Genomic DNA, 5,482 nt, shown 5'->3' on the forward strand with positions numbered 1-5,482 from the left:
CTTCGTCACCGTTACTGCGCCTGACAACGTCTACACCGGTACCAACGACCCAGTGATCAAGTCGATCGCTTCGGTTGATGGCGCTGATGTCGGTCAGTTCGAGAACTTGGTTCTGGACAAAACCCCAGTCAGCACCTCTGTCACCGACGAGCCAGGTACTCCGGGCAACGAAGGCGATCTGGTCAAGGTCACCATCACGGCCGATCAGGTTTCGGTCGCAGAGAACGTGAAGCCGACCTTCACCGTCCACATCAATACCGCCCTGGCCCACGACCTGGTCGTGACCCTGAGCAACAACGCCACCGTTACCATCAAGGCCGGTGAAACCAGCGCGCCGTACAGCCACGATGCACAGGGCGACGACGTCTACAAAGATGCTGGTGAGATCAGTCTGGGTATCAAGTCCGCCGTCGATGTCGATGGCCGTGCCTTCGAGAACTTGCAGCTGGGCGACGCGGCGTCGGTCAAAGTCACCGACACCACCGACGATGTCATTGCCAAACTGACTGCTACCCCTTCGGTGACCGAAGGTGGCGAGATCACCTACACCGTCACCCTGACCAACAAAGACGGTCTGCCGATCGACAACCACGCGCCGTTGTACTTCACCCTGAGTGACGGCAAGACGGTCATCACTGTGCCGGCCAACAGCACCTCGGGCTTCGTCACCGTTACCGCGCCTGACAACGTTTACGTTGGGACCAACGCGCCGGTAGAGCAGAGCCTGCAAGCAGTCAGCGGCGCTGATGCTTGGAAGTTCGAAAACCTCGTTCTGGATAAGACGCCGGTCAGCACTACTGTGACCGACGAGCCGGGCACCCCAGGCAACGAAGGCGACGTGGTCAAAGTCACCATCACTGCTGACCAGGTCTCGGTTGCCGAGAACGTCAAACCGACCTTCACCGTCCACATCAACACCGCGTTGGCGCACGACTTGGTCGTGACCCTGAGCAACAACGCTCAGGTCACCATCAAGGCTGGTGAGACTTCGAGCGAGCCTTACACCCACGATGCGCAGGGCGACGACGTCTATAAGGACGCCGGCGAAATCAGTCTGGGTATCAAATCGGCAGTAGACATCGATGGTCGCGCCTTCGAGAACCTGCAACTGGGCGACGCGGCGTCGGTCAAAGTCACCGACACCACCGACGATGTCATCGCCAAGCTGACCGCTACCCCTTCGGTTACCGAAGGTGGCGAGATCACCTACACCGTCACCCTGACCAACAAAGACGGTCTGCCGATCGATAACCACGCGCCGTTGTACTTCACCCTGAGTGACGGCAAGACGGTCATCACTGTGCCGGCCAACAGCACCTCGGGCTTCGTCACCGTTACCGCGCCTGACAACGTTTACGTTGGGACCAACGCGCCGGTAGAGCAGAGCCTGCAAGCAGTCAGCGGCGCTGATGCTTGGAAGTTCGAAAACCTGGTTCTGGACAAGACCCCGGTCAGCACTACGGTCACCGACGAGCCGGGTACACCAGGCAACGAAGGTGATGTGGTCAAGGTCACTATCACCGCAGACCAAGTCTCGGTTGCGGAAAACGTCAAACCGACCTTCACTGTTCACATCAACACCGCCCTGGCGCACGATCTGGTCGTGACCCTGAGCAACAATGCTCAGGTCACCATCAAGGCCGGTGAAACCAGCAGCGAACCTTACACCCACGACGCGCAGGGCGACGACGTCTACAAAGACGCCGGTGAAATCGGCCTGGGTATCAAATCGGCGGTCGATGTTGACGGTCGGACCTTTGAAAACCTGCAGCTGGGCGAGGCGGCGTCGGTCAAAGTCACCGACACCACCGACGATGTCATCGCCAAGCTGACCGCTACCCCTTCGGTGACCGAAGGTGGCGAGATCACCTACACCGTCACCCTGACCAACAAAGACGGTCTGCCGATCGACAACCACGCGCCGTTGTACTTCACCCTGAGTGACGGCAAGACGGTCATCACTGTGCCGGCCAACAGCACCTCGGGCTTCGTCACCGTTACCGCGCCTGACAACGTTTACGTTGGGACCAACGCGCCGGTAGAGCAGAGCCTGCAAGCAGTCAGCGGCGCTGATGCTTGGAAGTTCGAAAACCTGGTTCTGGACAAGACGCCAGTCAGCACTACGGTCACTGACGAGCCAGGTACTCCGGGCAACGAGGGCGACCTGGTCAAGGTCACCATCACCGCCGACCAGGTTTCGGTCGCAGAGAACGTGAAGCCGACCTTCACCGTCCACATCAATACCGCCCTGGCCCACGACCTGGTCGTGACCCTGAGCAACAATGCTCAGGTCACCATCAAGGCGGGCGAAACCAGCGCACCGTACGCTCACGACGCGCAGGGCGACGACGTTTACAAAGATGCCGGTGAGATCAACCTGGGTATCAAGTCGGCAGCCGACATCGATGGCCGTGCCTTCGAGAACCTGCAACTGGGTGATGCCGCGTCGGTCAAAGTGACTGACACCACTGACGACGTAGTGGCCAAGCTGACTGCAACACCTTCGGTCACCGAAGGTGGTGCGATCACTTACACCGTCACCTTGACCAACAAAGACGGTCTGCCGATCGATAAACACTCGGCGCTGACCTTCACGCTGAGCGATGGGACAACCGTCATTACCGTGCCGGCCAACAGCACTGTTGGCACCGTCACTGTCACTGCTCCGGACAACAACTACGTCGGTGCGAACGACCCAGTGATCAAATCGATCGCTTCGGTTGATGGCGCCGATGTCGGTCAGTTCGAGAACCTGGTTCTGGACAAAACCCCAGTCAGCACCGCTGTCACCGACGAGCCAGGTACTCCGGGCAACGAAGGCGACCTGGTCAAGGTCACTATCACCGCTGACCAGGTCTCGGTTGCCGAGAACGTGAAGCCGACCTTCACCGTCCACATCAACACCGCGCTGGCGCACGACCTGGTCGTGACCCTGAGCAACAACGCCACCGTCACCATCAAGGCGGGCGAAACCAGCGCGCCGTATAGCCACGACGCGCAGGGCGACGACGTCTACAAAGATGCCGGTGAGATCAACTTGGGCATCAAGTCCGCCGTCGATGTAGACGGTCGTGCCTTCGAAAACCTGCAGTTGGGCGATGCGGCGTCGGTCAAAGTCACCGATACCACCGACGACGTGGTTGCCAAACTGACCGCTACCCCTTCGGTCACCGAAGGCGGTGCAATCACTTACACCATCACGCTGACCAACAAAGACGGTCTGCCGATCGATAAACATTCGGCGCTGACCTTCACGCTGAGCGACGGCACCACGGTCATCACCGTGCCGGCCAATGGCACCTCGGGCTTCGTGACTGTCACTGCTCCGGACAACGTTTACACCGGCACCAACGACCCAGTAATCAAGTCGATCGCTTCGGTTGATGGCGCCGATGTTGGCAAGTTCGAAAACCTGGTCCTGGACAAGACCCCAGTCAGCACCGCTGTCACCGACGAGCCAGGTACTCCGGGCAACGAAGGTGATCTGGTCAAGGTCACTATCACCGCTGACCAAGTCTCGGTTGCCGAGAACGTGAAGCCGACCTTCACCGTTCACATCAACACCGCGCTGGCGCACGACCTGGTCGTGACCCTGAGCAACAATGCCACGGTTACCATCAAGGCCGGTGAAACCAGCGCGCCGTACGCTCACGACGCGCAGGGCGACGACGTTTACAAAGATGCCGGTGAGATCAACTTGGGCATCAAGTCCGCCGTCGATGTAGACGGTCGTGCCTTCGAAAACCTGCAGTTGGGCGATGCGGCGTCGGTCAAAGTCACCGATACCACCGACGACGTGGTTGCCAAACTGACCGCTACCCCTTCGGTGACCGAAGGCGGTGCAATCACTTACACCATCACGCTGACCAACAAAGACGGTCTGCCGATCGATAAACACTCGGCGCTGACCTTCACGCTGAGCGACGGCACCACCGTCATCACCGTCCCGGCCAACAGCACCAGCGGTTTCGTCACCGTTACCGCGCCGGACAACGTTTACACCGGTACCAACGACCCAGTGATCAAGTCGATCGCTTCGGTTGATGGCGCCGATGTTGGCAAGTTCGAGAACCTGGTTCTGGATAAGACGCCGGTCAGCACTGCTGTTACCGACGAGCCGGGTACTCCAGGCAGCGAAGGCGATCTGGTCAAAGTTACCATTACTGCCGACCAGATTTCGGTCGCGGAAAACGTTAAACCGACCTTCACCGTTCACATCAACGCTGCCCTGGACCACGACCTTGTCGTGACCCTGAGCAACAACGAAGTTGTGACCATCAAGGCCGGCGAAACCAGTGCGCCGTACAGCCATGCTGCGCAAGGCGACGACGTCTATAAGGACGCCGGTGAAATCAGCCTGGGTATCAAGTCCGCCGTCGATGTCGACGGCCGTGCCTTCGAGAACCTGCAGCTGGGCGATGCGGCGTCGGTCAAAGTGACTGACACCACTGACGACGTAGTGGCCAAGCTGACCGCTACTCCTTCGGTCACCGAAGGTGGTGCGATCACTTACACCGTCACCCTGACCAACAAAGACGGTCTGCCGATCGATAAACATTCGGCGCTGACCTTCACCCTGAGCGACGGCACCACGGTCATTACTGTGCCGGCCAACAGCACCTCGGGCTTCGTGACTGTCACTGCTCCGGACAACGTTTACACCGGCACCAACGACCCAGTAATCAAGTCGATCGCTTCGGTTGATGGCGCTGATGTTGGCAAGTTCGAGAACCTGGTTCTGGATAAGACGCCGGTCAGCACTGCTGTTACCGACGAGCCGGGTACTCCAGGCAGCGAAGGCGATCTGGTCAAAGTCACCATTACTGCCGACCAGATTTCGGTCGCGGAAAACGTTAAACCGACCTTCACCGTTCACATCAACGCTGCCCTGGACCACGACCTTGTCGTGACCCTGAGCAACAACGAAGTTGTGACCATCAAGGCCGGCGAAACCAGTGCGCCGTACAGCCATGCTGCGCAAGGCGACGACGTCTATAAGGACGCCGGTGAAATCAGCCTGGGTATCAAGTCCGCCGTCGATGTCGACGGCCGTGCCTTCGAGAACCTGCAGCTGGGCGATGCGGCGTCGGTCAAAGTGACTGACACCACTGACGACGTAGTGGCCAAGCTGACCGCTACTCCTTCGGTCACCGAAGGTGGTGCGATCACTTACACCGTCACCCTGACCAACAAAGACGGTCTGCCGATCGATAAACATTCGGCGCTGACCTTCACCCTGAGCGACGGCACCACGGTCATTACTGTGCCGGCCAACAGCACCTCGGGCTTCGTGACTGTCACTGCTCCGGACAACGTTTACACCGGCACCAACGACCCAGTAATCAAGTCGATCGCTTCGGTTGATGGCGCTGATGTTGGCAAGTTCGAGAACCTGGTTCTGGATAAGACGCCGGTCAGCACTGCTGTTACCGACGAGCCTGGCTCGGGCACCCCAGGCACTGGCAACGGTGGCGACCTGGTC

The 5,482-nt window shown here is 59.2% G+C and carries 1 protein-coding gene; it reads left to right on the plus strand.

What is annotated here, in order from left to right; all coding sequences use genetic code 11:
- On the plus strand, window positions 1-5,482 hold a 5,482-nt coding region (locus HU766_RS25845), incomplete at both ends, for an immunoglobulin-like domain-containing protein (protein WP_346656727.1).

Origin of the sequence: Pseudomonas sp. SWRI77 (genome assembly GCF_014269105.1) — a bacterium.
In the GTDB taxonomy this organism is placed as follows: Bacteria; Pseudomonadota; Gammaproteobacteria; order Pseudomonadales; family Pseudomonadaceae; genus Aquipseudomonas; species Aquipseudomonas capeferrum.